At 65.0% G+C, this 14,945-nt stretch carries 13 protein-coding genes and 1 tRNA gene; 8 read left to right on the plus strand and 6 right to left on the minus strand.

What is annotated here, in order from left to right; genetic code table 11:
- The first annotated feature begins 416 nt into the window (after positions 1–416).
- The 3 genes from ACIBW7_RS41275 to der all read left to right on the plus strand — a co-directional run bounded on the left by ACIBW7_RS41275 (position 417) and on the right by der (position 3,518).
- Complete coding sequence (locus ACIBW7_RS41275) at positions 417–1,295, plus strand: pseudouridine synthase (protein ID WP_397056278.1); 879 nt, start codon at positions 417–419, stop codon at positions 1,293–1,295.
- Positions 1,296–1,327: 32 nt separating this feature from the next.
- Positions 1,328–2,038 carry a (d)CMP kinase gene (gene cmk, locus ACIBW7_RS41280; RefSeq protein ID WP_397056280.1) on the plus strand — a complete coding sequence of 237 codons (711 nt, stop codon included), beginning with the start codon at positions 1,328–1,330 and terminating at the stop codon, positions 2,036–2,038.
- Positions 2,039–2,102: 64 nt separating this feature from the next.
- On the plus strand, positions 2,103–3,518 hold the full coding sequence (der, locus tag ACIBW7_RS41285; RefSeq protein ID WP_397056282.1) for a ribosome biogenesis GTPase Der: 1,416 nt from the start codon (positions 2,103–2,105) through the stop codon (positions 3,516–3,518).
- A 54-nt stretch (positions 3,519–3,572) separates the two neighbouring features.
- On the opposite strand, the gene ACIBW7_RS41290 is transcribed toward der, so the two are convergent.
- Entirely contained in the window at positions 3,573–4,397 is an 825-nt protein-coding gene (locus tag ACIBW7_RS41290; RefSeq protein WP_397056284.1) for an SDR family oxidoreductase, read from the minus strand.
- A gap of 84 nt (positions 4,398–4,481) precedes the next feature.
- On the opposite strand from ACIBW7_RS41290, the gene ACIBW7_RS41295 reads away from it, so the two are divergent.
- From ACIBW7_RS41295 to ACIBW7_RS41305, 3 genes are all read left to right on the plus strand, one after another.
- Complete coding sequence (locus ACIBW7_RS41295) at positions 4,482–5,432, plus strand: Lrp/AsnC family transcriptional regulator (protein ID WP_397056286.1); 951 nt, start codon at positions 4,482–4,484, stop codon at positions 5,430–5,432.
- A 77-nt stretch (positions 5,433–5,509) separates the two neighbouring features.
- On the plus strand, positions 5,510–5,803 hold the full coding sequence (locus tag ACIBW7_RS41300) for an ArsR/SmtB family transcription factor (RefSeq protein WP_397056288.1): 294 nt from the start codon (positions 5,510–5,512) through the stop codon (positions 5,801–5,803).
- 17 nt (positions 5,804–5,820) lie between these two features.
- Positions 5,821–6,822, plus strand: coding sequence for an LLM class flavin-dependent oxidoreductase (locus tag ACIBW7_RS41305; RefSeq protein WP_397056290.1), 1,002 nt, complete (start codon positions 5,821–5,823; stop codon positions 6,820–6,822).
- Here ACIBW7_RS41305 and ACIBW7_RS41310 read toward each other — a convergent pair.
- Complete coding sequence (locus tag ACIBW7_RS41310; protein WP_397056295.1) at positions 6,819–7,346, minus strand: hypothetical protein; 528 nt, start codon at positions 7,344–7,346, stop codon at positions 6,819–6,821. The genes ACIBW7_RS41305 and ACIBW7_RS41310 overlap by 4 nt on opposite strands.
- Before the next feature lie 122 nt (positions 7,347–7,468).
- On the opposite strand from ACIBW7_RS41310, the gene ACIBW7_RS41315 reads away from it, so the two are divergent.
- Positions 7,469–8,221 (plus strand): acyl-[acyl-carrier-protein] thioesterase, encoded by a 753-nt coding sequence (locus tag ACIBW7_RS41315; RefSeq protein ID WP_397056297.1) that lies wholly within the window; start codon positions 7,469–7,471, stop codon positions 8,219–8,221.
- A 92-nt stretch (positions 8,222–8,313) separates the two neighbouring features.
- Positions 8,314–8,387, plus strand: a tRNA-Pro gene (locus ACIBW7_RS41320).
- On the opposite strand, the gene ACIBW7_RS41325 is transcribed toward ACIBW7_RS41320, so the two are convergent.
- The 4 genes from ACIBW7_RS41325 to ACIBW7_RS41340 form a co-directional block, all read right to left on the minus strand.
- Positions 8,369–9,478, minus strand: a complete 1,110-nt coding sequence (locus tag ACIBW7_RS41325; RefSeq protein WP_397056299.1) for a tyrosine-type recombinase/integrase — start codon at positions 9,476–9,478, stop codon at positions 8,369–8,371. The two genes, ACIBW7_RS41320 and ACIBW7_RS41325, sit on opposite strands and share 19 nt — an antisense overlap.
- Positions 9,479–9,654: 176 nt before the next feature.
- Positions 9,655–12,642 carry a tetratricopeptide repeat protein gene (locus ACIBW7_RS41330; protein ID WP_397056301.1) on the minus strand — a complete coding sequence of 996 codons (2,988 nt, stop codon included), beginning with the start codon at positions 12,640–12,642 and terminating at the stop codon, positions 9,655–9,657.
- A gap of 167 nt (positions 12,643–12,809) precedes the next feature.
- Positions 12,810–13,283: a hypothetical protein gene (locus tag ACIBW7_RS41335; protein ID WP_397056303.1), complete on the minus strand. Its 474-nt coding sequence runs from the start codon at positions 13,281–13,283 to the stop codon at positions 12,810–12,812.
- Positions 13,284–13,491: 208 nt separating this feature from the next.
- Positions 13,492–14,154 (minus strand): HAD family hydrolase, encoded by a 663-nt coding sequence (locus tag ACIBW7_RS41340; RefSeq protein WP_397056305.1) that lies wholly within the window; start codon positions 14,152–14,154, stop codon positions 13,492–13,494.
- Positions 14,155–14,945: the final 791 nt, after the last annotated feature.

Genomic DNA, 14,945 nt, shown 5'->3' on the forward strand with positions numbered 1-14,945 from the left:
ATTCGTCGCACGGCGAGGGTGGCTATCGCGGATCGTCGCGTGGCTCGGACTACCGTGGCTCGTCGCAGGGCGATCAGCGTGGCTCCGCGCGTGGCGGCGGTTATCGCGGCGCCGCGCAGGGCGGCAGCGGATACGGTTCGTCCCAGGGCGGCTCCGATCGACGTGGCACGTCGCAGGGCGGCGGCTACCGCGGCTCGGCACAGGGGGACAGCCGCTATCGCGGTTCTTCCCAGGGCGACAGCGGTTATCGCGGCTCGTCGCAGGGCGGGGGTTCCGATCAGCGTGGTTCGCGTGGCGACGCCTATCGTGGTGCCGCACAAGGCGGTTCGGGCCCGCGTGCCGCCGGTTCGCGCGGTTACACACCGGGAAGCTCTGCGCAGCAAGGCAATCCGTCCCCTCGCCCGGCTTCGGCCGCGATGTCCGCGCCGGTTGGCAAGAAGCCCAAGACTCCGAAGCCACAGAAGAAGGTTGTCGCCGCTCCGCTGCTGAGCAATGCCAAGCCAGCCAAGCGTCAGCATGTCGAGCAGCCCGCCGAGGGCGGCCACGAGAAGTTGCCGTGGGGCGAGGGCGAGCGGCTGCAGAAGGTGCTGGCCAAGGCCGGTGTCGCCTCGCGCCGCGCGGCCGAGGAGATGATCGCGCAGGGCCGGGTTGAGGTCGACGGCGCGATCGTCACCGAGCAGGGCTTGCGCATCGATCCGCAGCACGCGGTGGTTCGCGTCGACGGCACTCGCGTGATGGTGCGTGAGGAACTCGTCCACATCGCGCTGAACAAGCCGAAGGGCTGGCAGTCCACCATGTCCGACGATCTCGGCCGCCCCTGCGTCGGCGATATCGTCGCCGAGCGCATCGCGGCAGGTCAGCGCTTGTTCCACGTCGGCAGGCTGGATGCCGATACCGAGGGGCTGCTGCTGCTCACCAACGACGGCGACCTCGCGCACCGGCTCATGCACCCGTCCTTCCAGGTGGAGAAGACCTATTTGGCGACGGTCAACGGTGAAGTTCACAAGGGGATCGGCAAGCGCCTCAGGGACGGCGTCGAACTCGAGGACGGTCCGGCCAAGGTGGACAAGTTCCAGGTGCTGGAGATCAACGAGGGACGTTCGCTGGTCAAGATCGTGTTGCACGAAGGGCGCAAGCACATCGTGCGCCGGTTGCTCGACGCGGTCGGTCATCCGGTGACGCGGTTGGTGCGCACCAATATCGGTCCGGTCGCACTCGGCGACCAACGGCCCGGCACGCTGCGCGTGATCGGCCGCGATGAAGTCGGCAAACTTTACGAGGCGGTGTCGTTGTGAACGGTGTAGAGATTCCCGTGGAGGTCCCTGCGATGGTTGAAGGCACCACGCCGCTGGTCGTTGCCATGGACGGGCCTTCGGGCACGGGCAAGTCCAGTGTGTCGCGGCGACTGGCCACCCGGCTCGATGCCAGCTACCTCGACACCGGCGCGATGTACCGCGTCGCGACGCTGCGGGTGCTGCGCGCCGGTGTCGAGTTGACCGATTCGGCAGCGATCGGTGCCGCGGTGAAGGAACTGCCGCTGACCATCGGTACCGATCCCAGCCGTGAGCTGATCCTGCTCGACGGTGAGGACGTCTCCTCGGAGATCCGCGGCAATGCCGTCACAAAGGCGGTGTCCGCGGTGTCCGCTGTGGCCGAGGTACGCGAGCTGCTCGTCGCGCTGCAGCGTGAAATCGCTTCCGCCGCACAGCGAATCGTGGTCGAGGGGCGCGATATCGGCACCGTCGTGCTGCCGGATGCCGACGCCAAGATCTATCTCACCGCTTCCGCCGAGGCCCGCGCGCAGCGGCGCAACCAGCAGAACATCGCCGAAGGCCGCGGCGACGACTACGAGGGCGTACTCGCCGACGTGCAGCGTCGCGACACCCTCGACTCCACTCGCACGGTGTCCCCACTGCGCCCGGCCGAGGACGCGGTGCAGGTCGACACCAGCGAACTGAATATGGATGAGGTCATCGACGAGTTGTATCGCGTTGTGGTGCGGCAGGTTTCGATCGGCCGGACAGGCAGGACATTGTGAGCGAGCGAACCAAAGACACAGCAGTGTCATTCGTGACGGAGCCGAGCGCCGGCGAGGCGCAGTCATGACTGAAGACGTTCTCGCTGGAGATGGCGTCTGGAGCGACGAATCCGATTGGGAAGTAGCCGATCTCGATAGTGAGTTCGGCGAGGACGAACATCTCGCGATGCCGACGGTGGCGGTCGTCGGCCGCCCGAATGTCGGCAAATCGACCTTGGTGAACCGGATCCTCGGCCGTCGTGAAGCCGTCGTCGAGGACATTCCCGGCGTGACCCGCGACCGTATCTCCTATGAGGCGAACTGGGCGGGTCGCCGTTTCCTGGTGCAGGACACCGGTGGCTGGGAGCCCGATGCCAAGGGGCTGCAGCAGTCGGTCGCCCGCCAGGCCGAACTGGCCATGGAAACCGCCGACGCAATCCTGCTGGTGGTCGACGCCGTCGTCGGTGCAACGGCCACGGACGAGGCCGCGGTGAAGAAGCTGCGCCGCTCCAAGATTCCGGTGATCCTGGTCGCCAACAAGGTCGACGACGAACGCGTCGAGGCCGAGGCCGCCGCGCTGTGGTCACTCGGTCTCGGCGAGCCGCGCATGGTCAGCGCCGCGCACGGCCGCGGCACCGGTGACCTGCTCGACGATGTCCTGGAAGTCCTCCCGGAAACTCCGCGTGAGGGCACCGGCGGTACCGGCCCGCGCCGGGTGTCGCTGGTCGGCAAGCCCAACGTCGGCAAGTCCAGCCTGCTCAACAAGCTTTCCGGTGATGAGCGTTCGGTCGTGCACGATGTCGCGGGCACGACCGTCGACCCGGTCGATTCGCTGGTCGAATTGGGCGGCAAGATCTGGAAATTCGTCGATACCGCCGGTCTGCGTCGCAAGGTCTCCCATGCCAGCGGCATGGAGTTCTATGCGTCGCTGCGCACCAAGGCGGCGCTGGAGGCCTCCGAGGTCGCGATCATGCTGATCGACGCCTCCGAGCCGATCACCGAACAGGACCTGCGGGTGATCAGCATGGTCGCGGACTCCGGTCGCGCGCTCGTGCTGGCCTTCAACAAGTGGGATCTGGTCGACGAGGACCGTCGCCTGCAGCTCGACAAGGAAGTCGATCGGGACCTGGTCCGCGTGCCGTGGGCGCAGCGTGTCAATATCTCCGCACATACCGGCCGCGCCGTCCAAAAGCTCGTTCCCGCAATGGAAACCGCACTGGAATCCTGGGATAAGCGCATCCCGACCGGTCGGCTGAACAACTGGCTCAAGGAAGTCATCGCGGCGACACCGCCGCCGATGCGTGGTGGCCGGTTGCCGCGCGTCCTGTTCGCCACGCAGGCAACGACCCGGCCGCCGACCTTCGTGCTCTTCACGACGGGGTTCTTGGAGGCGGGCTATCGCCGGTTCCTGGAGCGCCGACTGCGTGAGGAGTTCGGCTTCGATGGTTCTCCGGTTCGTATTTCGGTACGTGTGCGTGAGAAGCGGGAACGCCGGAAGTAGGCCCTTCGGAACGGACGTCGTTGCTGAGCAACGGCGTCCGTTCCCAATATGCCGTCAGCGGAAGTCGGCGAGGTGGTCCGATACCCACTCGGCGAGGGAACGTGCCGGGCGACCGGTGATATCGGCGACGGTCGAGGTGATTTCGGGGCGGGGCGCGGCGAGCATCTTGGTGTAGCCGTCGAGGAGGACGTCGACGAAGGAGTCGGGAAAGGTGTCGTCGTCGAGTAGGCGCTGTCTGGCCTGGTCGCGGGTGAGTTCGGCCCAGCGCAAGGGACGCTCGAGTACTTCGCCGATGATCCTGATCTGCTCCGCCTGGGTGCGTACCTCCGGTCCGGTCAGCGTGTAGGTGGCTCCGGCATGGGCGTTTTCGGTGAGTGTCCGGGCCGCGACGGCCGCGATATCGGCCTCGTGGATCAGGCTCATCGGCAGCTCGCCGTGGCTGCCGTGCACGATATCGCCGGTTCGAATCTCATCGGCCCACCAGAGGGTATTGACGGCGAAGGTGCTCGGGCGGAGCACCACCGATTCGATTCCGCAGCCGTGCACCAGCTTCTCCTGGTCCTCGAAGCTGAGGTCCGGGATGCCGCTGGTACCGAGGAATACGATGCGCCGGGCGCGCTCGGCGATGAGATCGAGTGCCTTGGGCAGTTGTGCGCCGGTGTGCAGCGGCCACAGCACGAAGACCGCGTCGATGTCGTCGAGGCAGGTGAGCAGCGTTTCGGGTTCGGACAGTTCGATGCGTACGACCTGCACGTCGGGCGGAAAATCGGCGGTCGTTGGGTTACGGGTGCCCGCGCGCACGGTGTGACCGGCTGCGCGCAGTTGGGGGACGAGTTGGCTGCCGACGTTTCCGGTAGCGACGAGGACGAGAATGTTCACGCCTCGATCCTGGCGGTGGGGGAGTGAAATAAACCAGGTTAAGGTCTGATATTGCTGGAAACCGTCAGATTTGGAGGATTCATGATGGATGCCGTCGAGAGGGGGATCATTCATGCTCTGCAGATCGACGGTAGGGCACCTTTCCGGACGATCGCCGAAGTTCTCGACGTCTCCGAGAACACCGTGGCACGTCGGTATCGTCAGCTGCGAAATACGCATGGGCTCAGGGTGATCGGACTGGTGAACGGTCAGCGACTCGGTTATGTCCAATGGACGATCCGGTTGCGCTGCACTCCCGACGCTGCCGGTTCCGTCGCGAAAGCCCTTGCGGCACGCGACGATACGTCATTCGTATATCTCCTCTCTGCTGGCACCGAGGTTTCCTGCACGGTGCAGACCCGCAGTATCGAAGAGCAGGAAGCGCTACTGCTGCACAAACTTCCACGCACCAGCCGAATCGTCGCCATGTCCGCGCACTTGCTGCTGCGCGGATTCGTGCTGCCCGACGGCTGGCAAGGTTCAGCCGCGCTGACACCCGAACAGGTCGACCATCTGAGGGCCGCTCCCGTCGACCCCGAAGACGGACCCCTTCATCTCGACGAAGGCGACAAGTCCCTACTGCGCGCCCTCAACCATGACGGCCGCACCTCCTACTCCGACCTCACCACCGCCACCCAGTGGTCCGAAACCAAGGTGCGCCGCCGGATGGAAGCCGTGCGCCGCAACGGAATCCTGCACTTCCAGCTCGACATCCCTTCTGCTGCACTGGGATTCGGCACCGAGGCCCGGCTCTGGATCGCCACACAACCGGCCGCCACCGTCACCGTCGGCGAGGCGCTGGCCCGCCACCGCGAAGTCTCCTTCGCCGCTGTCACTACCGGCGCTACCAATCTGGTCGCGGCGATCAACTGCCGCGACCCTCGAGATCTCGGTCGCTACCTCACCGAGCGCATCGCCGAACTTCCCGGGATCGCCACGCTCGAAACCGCTCCGATCATTCGTACCGTCAAACGTGCAGGTTCTCTGCTCCTCTGACGTGTGCTGCGTCACGATGCCGAGCCGTGGCATCCGGCGTAAGTTCGTTAATTAGCGAAATACCGAAGGAGGTGGATGTGCTCGACGAGTGCAAGGCGTTGGCGAATGAGACCCGCTTGCGCATCCTGGCGTGGCTCAAGGATCCGGACGCGAACTTCCCAGCGCGGGGCGATGACACCGGCGAGCTGGGGGTGTGTGTCGGTCTCATCCAGCAGAAGGCGGGGACCTCGGCCTCGACCATATCGGCACACCTCGCGATCCTGCAGCGCGCCGGCTTCCTCAGTGCCACCCGTCGTGGCCAGTGGACCTATTACCGCCGCGACGAAGTCCGCATCCGGGCCTTTACCGAACAACTCCACCGCGTTCTCTGAGCTACGAAGGAAGTCTTATGCCTACCGCACTGTCGATCCTCGACTTGGCGTCGGTCGCACCCGGCAGCACCGCCCGCGACAGCTTCGAAAACAGCGTCGCGCTGGCCAGGGCCGCCGAGCGCAGCGGCTATCGACGCGTCTGGTACGCCGAACACCACAACATGCGCTCGATCGCGTCCAGCGCCACCAGTGTGCTCATCGGTCACGTCGCCGCGCAGACCGAGACCATTCGGCTCGGCGCGGGCGGCATCATGCTGCCCAACCACTCGCCGCTGGTGATCGCGGAGCAGTTCGGCACCCTGGAGACGCTGTTCCCAGGACGAATCGACCTGGGGCTCGGCCGCGCTCCGGGCAGTGACCAGAAGACCATGTTCGCGCTGCGCCGCAATCCGGCCTCGGCGGATTCCTTTCCGCAGGACGTGCTGGAGCTGCAGGGCTATCTATCGGGCAATTCACGGGTGCCCGGGGTGCAGGCCGTGCCGCGGGCGGAAGGCATTGTGCCGCTTTACATTCTGGGTTCGTCACTGTTCGGTGCGCAGCTCGCCGCGCAGCTCGGCCTGCCGTACGCCTTCGCATCCCACTTCGCGCCGGACGCGCTGCACCAGGCGGTCGCCGTCTACCGCGACAGTTTCCGGCCGTCGGAGCAACTCGCCGAGCCGTATGTGATGGCCGGTGTCAACGTGTTCGCGGCCGAAGACCACGATGCGGCAGTGGCGCAGAAGACGATCTCCTACCGTGCTCGCGCGCGAGCCATGATTCGGCGTGGCGCGGCGGGCGCCGACTTCACCGACGAGGAGATCGATGCGTTCCTCACCTCGCCGAACGGCAGCCAGCTCAGCGCGATGACCCGATACACCGCTGTCGGCACACCCGCCGAAGTCCGTTCGTACCTGGCGGATTTCGCGGGCTCCATCGATGCGGACGAACTCATCGTCGCCCACCACGCCACGGAAATCGATGACCGAATCCGGTCCGTCGAACTCACCGGCGGTCTCATCACCGAGCCGGTCGCTCGCTAACTCAATGAGCCGCCCATGATCAGATTCGCGGTGATGGTGCCATCGGCTTCCTTATTGCCGTAGACGACGACCGCGGCGCCGATCGCCACATCCGACACGCTACTGCCGGTGAGGACGAGCACCTGGGTATCGGTGTTGACACGAACGTTGGTCTTGGCACCCAATATCCCTTCCACCGCAAGCGTTTTGCCGTCGTTGGCAGTGACCTTGCCGATGGTCAGCCCGCGATTGACATGGACCGCATTCGCCGGGACGGCGGTGGCCGCCGCTGAACCGCCGGTTGCCGAATCTCGGGCCGGTGCCGAACCGAAGGACGCGACGAAGAGGTAGACCACCAACGACAGCAGGACCGCGAAGCTGGTTCCGATGAGCATCCCGAGGTCGGGATAGTGCCGCCCGCGCTTCGACGGAAGCGTGATAGCGGTGAGAATCACCGGGTCGATGGCCAGCTCCGCGCCGCCGCTGGACTCCTTGCTCGGGAGGCCCTTGGGCTGGTTCGACCACGGTGTGGCCGGGGGACTCATAGCTTCAACGTTATTTAACCGAGTGCGAATACCTATCACCATTGGCGGGAGCACTTTCTGCCGTTGACACGCTGAGCGGGTCGGGGTCCTGCAGAAGGGGCAGGACCTGGCATTATCCGTGCATGGTCATTCCCAGCGTGCTGCCGGAACGCCCTACCGTCGGATCCCCGTTCGAGACCGGCTGGCCGGTCCGCCTCGCCGATACGGACCGGGACCGGCGTCTGCGCCTCGACGCCATTGCCCGCTACCTGCAGGACATCGGCTTCGAACACCTCGAAGCAGTCGAGGACGGTGACATCCACCGCGGCTGGGTGGTCCGCCGCACCGTCATCGACGTCCTCAAGCCCATCGAATTCGGCGAGCACGTCACCCTGCGCCGCTGGTGCTCGGCCCTGTCGAACCGCTGGTGCAATATGCGCGTGCAGATCTGCGGCAGCAAGGGCGGTCTAGTCGAAACCGAAGGATTCCTCATCCATTTCGGCACCGAATCCGGCGTCCCCGCCCGTATGAGCGACCGCTTCATGGCGCCAATGCTCGCCAGCACCACCGAACACCGGCTGCGCTGGAAAGCCGCACTCACCGACCCCCTACCCACCGGCCCCGACGTCCAGGAATTGCTCTTCCCATTGCGCGTCGTCGATATCGACTGGCTCGACCACGTCAACAACGCGGTCTACCTCAGTGCCTTGGAAGAACTCCTCGCCACCCACACCGATCTCACCTCCGGCCCGCACCGCACCGTCATCGAATACACCAAACCGCTGACAGCAGGCGAGCAGGTCCGCGTAATCGGCCGCCGCACCGGCAGCACCCTCGACGCCTGGTTCGCCGTAGCCGACGACCTCCGAGCCGCCGCCCGCATCACCCCACGCTGACTCCCGCCCCACCCGCCACACCGATAACCAGGCGATTCGGCGTCTGGGCGCCCCCTGAGGTAATCTTTCCGAGCGCCCGAACACAGGCGCAACGGGCTGTGGCGCAGCTTGGTAGCGCACCTGACTGGGGGTCAGGTGGTCGCAGGTTCAAATCCTGTCAGCCCGACAGGCAGAAATCCCCTCCGACCTGGGTCGGAGGGGATTTGCAGTTAGTTGACCGCTCGCAGTTGGGGACCATTTGGGGACCGTTGTGGCGCTCGTAGGTGTAGCGAGAGCAGATTGCCGTCGTTTTGGAGCGCCTCGGTGTCCGGATGGAGGGTACCGCTGGGTGATCCGGGGATCGGTGTGTCCAGCGATCTGCTGGAGTCGATGCAGGGGTACGCCAGCGTCGGCGAACCATGTGAGCCCGGTGTGCCGAAGCCCGTGCCGACGCAGGTGCTCGTAGCCGACTTTCGCCACGACCTTGTCCCAGTGAGTTGCCTTGTGCAGCACTCCGGTTTGGATTCGTCCACCGCGGGGGCCGACGAAAAGCCGTGCGTCGGGATCCCGGTTGGCGGCTTGAATCCGTTGGAGCACCAAGGGGCGAATATCCTCGATGATCGGAATCCTGCGGGAGCGTTTGCCTTTCGTTCCTTTGTCTTTCAGTCCGCCTGGTCCGGGTGAGGTCTGGCGGCGTAATCGCCAAATCCATTGGTCGGTGTCGATATCGCGGAGACGGCATCCGGAGACTTCCCCGATCCGTGTCGCCGTGCAGGCCGTGAAGACGACGACATCACCCCAGCCCTGGTAGTTGTCCCACGACGCGGCGACCAGCGCGTCCGCCAGCCTGGTCAGTGCCGCCCAATCGGGCAGCGCGAGCGATCGCGGGTCGTCGAGTTCGTCCTCGTACCGCTCGTATTGCCGCTGCCAGCCGCTGACCTCGGCGCTGAGGGCCTGGATGAACAAGACCGCCACGTGGTGCTTGGTTGCGGCGCAAGATGGATCGGTTTGTTTCTCGCCGTCGGCTACGCACTCGGCGCCAGTCTGGTCGTGGTATTCGCCGCATATGGGAATTCTGGGTGCATCCGTCGAAGTCGGGACTCCCGGCGAACGATGGTGGTTGTGTGGGGAGGTAATCCCGGCTACGCGTCGGCGAAGTGTAGGCGTCGCAAAGCGATCGATTCCCAGACCCGATTGCGGTGAATCGCCCCTGGCCCCAAGGGATACTGGGTGGTGGGAGGCGGTTACAAGCGCCGGAGTCGGCACGGTCGTAGCCATCGTTATCGCCTAACTCCAGCGCGATCTTGAGCAGAGGGGTTCGTCAAACGGCTCGGCGCTGCGGCCCATCCGCTGGGCGCGACCGACGTCGAGGTCCGCCTCGATGCCGCGGCCGGTGTTGCCGACGAAGCCGATGAACTGCGTCGGCAGCAGTCCTATCGCCTGCGATATCGGCGTCAGCCTGACCGTGGCACATAGCCAGGTGAAGGCCGCCGACCACGGCACAGCAGAAATCTCCTGAACCAGCGCCTGCCCTCGACACGCATCTCAGCCCTTTCGCCGCGTAGCAGTTCCCGAAGCGCCGCGAGATTATCGCGGACAACCAGGGTGTCGGGGTGGTCGAGGCCGAGGATGCGTTCGGTGTCGGTGAGGGTCTGCTCGAATAGTGGGACGGCCTCATCGAGGCGGCCGGCCACACGGTATGCGAGGGCGAGGTTGTTGCGGGAGCTCAGGGTGTTGGGGTGGTCGTCGCCGAGGATGCGTTCTCGGTTGGTGAGGGTCTGCTCGAATAGTGGGATGGCCTCTTCGAGGCGGCCCGCCGCGTGATATACGCGGATGAGGTTGTTGCGGGAGCTCAGGGTGTTGGGGTGGTCGTCGCCGAGGATGCGTTCTCGGTTGGTGAGGGTCTGCTCGAATAGTGGGATGGCCTCATCGAAGCGACCCGCCGCGTGGTAGGCGCTGGCGAGGTTGTTGCAGGAGCTCAGGGTGTTGGGGTGGTCGTCGCCGAGGATGCGTTCTCGGTTGGTGAGGGTCTGCTCGAATAGTGCGATGGCCTCATCGAGGCGGCCCGCCGCGTGGTAGGCGCTGGCGAGGTTGTGGCGGGAGCCCAGTGTGTTGGGGTGGTCGTCGCCGAGGATGCGTTCTCGGTTGGTGAGGGTCTGCTCGTGTAGTGCGATGGCCTCATCGAGGCGACCCGCCGCGTGGTAGGCGCTGGCGAGGTTGTCGCGGGAGGTCAGTGTGTTGAGCTGATCGTCGCCGAGGATGCGTTCTCGGTTGGTGAGGGTCTGCTCGTGTAGTGCGATGGCCTCATCGAGGCGACCGGCCAAGTAGTAGGCGAGGGCGAGGTTGTTGCGGGAGGTCAGTGTGTCGGGATGGTCGTCGCCGAGGATGCGTTCTCGGTTGGTGAGGGTCTGCTCGTGTAGTGCGATGGCCTCATCGAGGCGGCCAGCCGACTCGTAGGCGGTGGCGAGGTTGTTGCGGTAGTTCAGGGTGTTGGGGTGGTCGGGGCCGAGGATGCGTTCGGTGTCGGTGAGGGTTTGCTCGTGTAGTGCGATGGCCTCATCGAAGCGACCCGCCGCGTGGTAGGCGCTGGCGAGGTTGTTGCAGGAGTCCAAGGTGTCGGGGTGGTCGTCGCCGAGGATGCGTTCTCGGTCGGTGAGGGTCTGCTCGTGTAGTGCGATGGCCTCATCGAGGTGGCCAGCCTCGTGGTGGGTGATGGCGAGGTTGTTGCGGGAGTCCAGGGTGTGGGGGTGGTCAGAGCCGAGGATGCGTTCGGTGTCGGTGAGGGTCTGCTCGTGTAATGCGATGGCCTCATCGAGGCGGCCAGCCGACTCGTAGGCGGTGGCGAGGTTGTTGCGGGAGCCTAGGGTGCCAAGGTGGTCGGGGCCGAGGATGCGTTCGGTGTCGGTGAGGGTCTGCTCGTGTAGTGCGATGGCCTCATCGAGGCGGCCAGCCGAGTGGTAGGCGCTGGCGAGGCTGTTGCGGGAGCCCAGTGTGTCGGGGTGGTCGTCGCCGAGGATGCGTTCTCGATTGGTGAGGGTCTGCTCGTGTAGTGCGATGGCCTCATCGAGGCGACCCGCCGCGTGGTAGGCGCTGGCGAGGTTGCCGTGGGAGGTCAGTGTTTCGGGGTGGTCTGTGCCGAGAATGCTTGCGTTGTGGGCGATGGCTTGGTGGAGGTATTCGATGGCGCGGATGGACGAACCTTGGTCGAGCAGGGACAGTGCGGTGATGTTGAGGACATCGGCGACCGTGGTGTTTGGGACGTCGTGTTTGGTATGGCCGATGAGCGCGTCTATATGGGGTAGGAGGGTTCGCCAGGCGGTGGGGTTGTCTCTGTCAGGGAGGGCGTCATGCAGTGCGGTAGTGGCGTGGGCGTGGGCGTGTCGGATGGCGTCGGGGTCGCGGTGGGGGTCGGTGGGATCGGGGGTGCGGGCGACGGCTTGGACGAGTCTGTGGATCGAGATGCTCGCGGTGGTCGAGTCGGGGGTGATCAGGCTGTAAGCGGTGAGTACACCGAGCGCAGAGTCAAGATGCCGCGGATCGGCCAGTTTCCGGTACAGGGTGGCAGGGATTGCGTCGGGCCCGTACCAGGCCAGGGCGCGGAGCAGATCCACCGCATGTGGTTCAGCGGCTGCTACGCGGTCGAGGGTCACCCGCCATACTCGCGCGATGGTGCGATCGGGTGCGGTGCCCACTGCCGCTCGGTCGTACATGTCGGCGGGGTAGTCGGTGAGCAGCCGCAGATACGTCTGTGGCGTGATGACCGGGTTCTGCGCAAGATACGCCCCGGCCTGCTCGATGGCCAAAGGCAGATACCCTAGCTCGGAGCACAACTCCGCGGAACCGTCATTGTCTCGAGGCCCTGCCGCAGTGAGGATGCCGGTAAGCAGCTGTACAGATTCGTCCGGTTCCAGTGTGTCCAGGCGTACGACCGCGGTATCTGTCTGCCAGCCGGTGGACAGGCGGCTGGTAATCACAATGCGTCCGCTGCCAGCGCGGGCCAGCACCGTGGCGATGTCGGCGGGGTTGTTGACATTGTCGAGGACTAGCAGCCAACCGGCGTGAGTCGCCAACCACTGCACGCCACGCTCGGCCAACTGTTCGACCGCCAGTACTTGCGCCAGCGCGGGTTGCAGGTCCGCAGCGAACTTCGCCAAACCTTGTTCGACGTCGGCGGCTGTGTCAGCGGTGATCCACCGGATCGGAATATGACCGTGGGCGCGGGTCGCGGCCCAATGCGCGACCAAGGTGCTCTTCCCAATTCCACCTAGGCCGTGCACCGCCCGCACCACAACCGAACCAGCACCGGTTGTGATCGTGTCGAGTTTGTCGAGTTCGTGGTCACGCCCGATGAACCTGCTCGGCCGCATGGGCAGATTGTCCACCCCAGGTGGGGCGTCGACCTCGGCGATCGGCCGCCATGCCTCCGGCGGCAGCTGCACCACTTGAGAATGGTCACCGGTCACTACCGTCCCAGCGAAATCCCCGCCCCCAGTACCAATCGCAATCGAACGCTCACCCGCAGCCTCCACCGCGCCAGTCGCCTCGAAACCCGCTGCCCTGGCAGCGGGTTTCGAGACGTCGGATCGCTTGCGTCCGAATCCGAACCATCTCACGCCGACATAGGCCCATGATTGTCGCCTGTGGAGATATCACCGCCAGGGTTACCGTCGATCGCGACCGATCGCTCACCCGACGCAGTCACCGACCCCGGCGCGGGTTCGACCGCTCCACTCGGGCCCTGCTGCCCACCCGACGGCGGCTGCTCCGGTGGCGCTGGCGTTGGCGGGGCGAGCGTTCTGGTGTCGCCAGTACTGATCGAGCCTGCGGGGTTGCCGTGCACGGCAACACTCCGCGCGCCGGAGGCGGTGACCGAATCCTGCGACCTCTGTCCCGACGTACCGGACTGGCGCTGGTACAGCCACAACGACGCCCCGATACCGGCCATGGTCAACACCGCCACTACCACCCACAACCACCACGGCCCGCCCCCGGTCGCCAGATTCACTACGACCGCCAACCCGGTACTTATCACCGCCGCCGCTACGACAGGCGCCACCACTCGCACCCACGAAACCGAAGCCATCCCGCCTCCCCACTATTCCTCGCGAAATTATTCCTCGCGAAATCCATTACGAAAACAACGAACTCACACCCAGAACCTACGACTCGACTGGGATAGCCGACCACGGGGTCGGTTCCTGCTTCGAAGTAGGTGGCCATCATCGAGTGTGCACCCGCAGCGTCTACCAGTACTTGGTGTACACGCCACTGCGCACACTGAAGTGTGACGACTACAACTGGACGGGATTATTCTCGGCGCCAACGATCCCTGGAAGCTCGTTTAGGTCGCTGATCTGCCAGTCAGACAGTTCGGCGACCTCTTGCTTGGCTCGGTGGATCCAGCCCCATGGGCCGCGCCGGACGTAGGCGGTTCGCATCCCCGCTTGCTTGGCCGGAGCCACATCGTTGTCGATTCGATCGCCGACATAGATGATTTCTGAGGCCGGATGCCCTGCGGCCTCGATCACTTTGCCGAAGAACTCCAGTGCGGGCTTCTGAATGCCCCAATCGTCGGACGTAGCGATGAAATCGGTTGGCAAGTCGAGTCCTCGCAGAAGCCCACCGGCCCGCACTGTCTGGTTGCCAACAACGCCTACCCAGATCCCCATCTCGCGAAGCTTGGTCAGCGCAGGCCGAACGTCGGGGTAGAGGTCGTCCTCGCCGAACCATTCGGGCTGGCCCGCGTCCGCACGGGCCTGGCGCTCGCGGTCGAGGTCGAACCCAGGCCGGAATACCTGGAAGGTCTGGCGGTAGTCGAGACCTGTTGCGATGACGGCTCCGAAAACCGCAGCGAACGTATGCCGTGGCACCCCGAGCCAGTCGGCCCACGTGCCGTACTCGCGAGTCTCATCGACCAGCGTTTCACCAACGTCGAAGACCACCGCAGAAATCACGGGTCCAACCGTACCCGACTGGGCCGACCCTTCCGTTGTGGTCCATCACCCGCTCTGGTGCCGCAGCGTCGACACCTGAATTGGCTGCCGCACTGAGCGCGTCCTGACGCGCGAACACGCCGCCGTAGGCGGCGCAGCTCTAGACGCAACGTCCGCACTTGACGCAACCACGCACCCAACCCCCTTTTTGTGGTCACTTCTTTTGTGGTCTCCCACCCCATTTTCCTTCACTGAATCTACTTGCTTTGTCTTGTATTTGGCTCTCGCTCTGCCCGGTCCACACTCTCTATGAACAGCGAAGCCATAGAGAGTGTGGACCGGGCAGAGCGAGAGCCCTGCACCGAAGGTGCGGGTCTGACCAATTTCTGAACGCGGGTGCCGGGACTATGCCGGGACTCAACAGGTACCGGCATAGTCCCGGCAGCGTCCCGTCATTTCAGAAGTCCCGCCGCGCCAGTCGTGCTCCTCGACGAACAGGCCGTTACGGGCGAAGGGAAGCACGCCTTAGCTGCCTCTCTTCGGCGTGGTCTTCTTTAGCGGGGGTCTTGGAGTGGGCTTACACACGTGGCATTGATCTTTGGTCGGTTGTGCGGCAACTGGCCTGCTTCTACCGGGTTTGCTTGGCCGAATGCGTGCTGGCAGCTTCGCGATCGACGACAGAGCGCTCCGTACGCTGCTCCGAAGACTGTCTGTGGCCTGGAAGACCGGACAGTTCAGCGGGCTGTGTCGGATGCCTGCACGTACGTCAGTCGAGGCGGGCTGAAAGAGCGGGTCGGTGGGTCCGCCGATGG

Origin of the sequence: Nocardia sp. NPDC049526 (genome assembly GCF_044465765.1) — a bacterium.
Lineage (GTDB): Bacteria > Actinomycetota > Actinomycetes > Mycobacteriales > Mycobacteriaceae > Nocardia.